The sequence below is a fragment of the Pseudomonas sp. 14P_8.1_Bac3 genome (assembly GCF_025466085.1).
In the GTDB taxonomy this organism is placed as follows: Bacteria; Pseudomonadota; Gammaproteobacteria; order Pseudomonadales; family Pseudomonadaceae; genus Aquipseudomonas.
In genome coordinates, this window is sequence record NZ_JANLOD010000025.1 from 1 (window position 1) to 742 (window position 742).

At 63.9% G+C, this 742-nt stretch carries 1 protein-coding gene; it reads right to left on the minus strand.

Annotation, left to right across the window (positions count from 1 at the left end):
* On the minus strand, positions 1-742 hold a 742-nt coding region (locus NTD84_RS08460; RefSeq protein ID WP_262164696.1), incomplete at both ends, for a DUF6531 domain-containing protein.

Below are 742 nucleotides of genomic sequence, written 5' to 3' on the forward strand. Positions count from 1 at the left end.
AGTCGACGGCGACCACATGACGACGGTCGTAACGCAATAGCAAGGCGCGGCCGGCACCGTTGTCGAGGCGTGTGATGCGGTCGTGGCGGTCGCGGCTGATGTGCAAGCGGTTGTCATAGGCGTCGCTGATCGCCGTCAGCCGACCGTTGCTGAAGTGATGGAAACGCGCCGGGTCGCCGGCCTGGGCGAGGATCAGTTCGTCCGGCTCGTCACCGAGAAAAATCGCCGCGCGCGCGAGGCTGTTGTGGATGGCCGGGCGTTGCAGCGTCGGCAGCGGGAAGGGGGTGCGACGGTTTTCGTGGTCGACCCAGATGACGCTGTCGCCATCGATGTCCAGCCGATGGGATAACGAATGACTCCAGCCGAAACCCAGCTCGCCATCGATCTCCACCGCGCTGGTGCGATAGAGCCGGGTGAAGTCGAAGGGCAGGACGCCGTCCAGCGCACCGTCGGTCAGGGTCAGCAGTTCTTCGCCGGTGACCATCGACACCGGGCAGTTGTGGGCGGCGGTTTTATCCGCTGAATCGACACTGTCACCGTTCGGATTTTTCGCTGGCGCGGGAACGTCGTCGTGGTGTTCGGTGTGCTTGAGGGTGGTGTTGCGCTGGGCGTTCCAACGCAGTTGCACGCCGCCGTTTTTGACACTCGGTGCCACGCTCCTGACGGCGACTTTCTTGTACCGCTCGACCACGTCCATGACGCGCTCGAGGATGCCGAACATCGCCTTGACCAACCCCTGCAC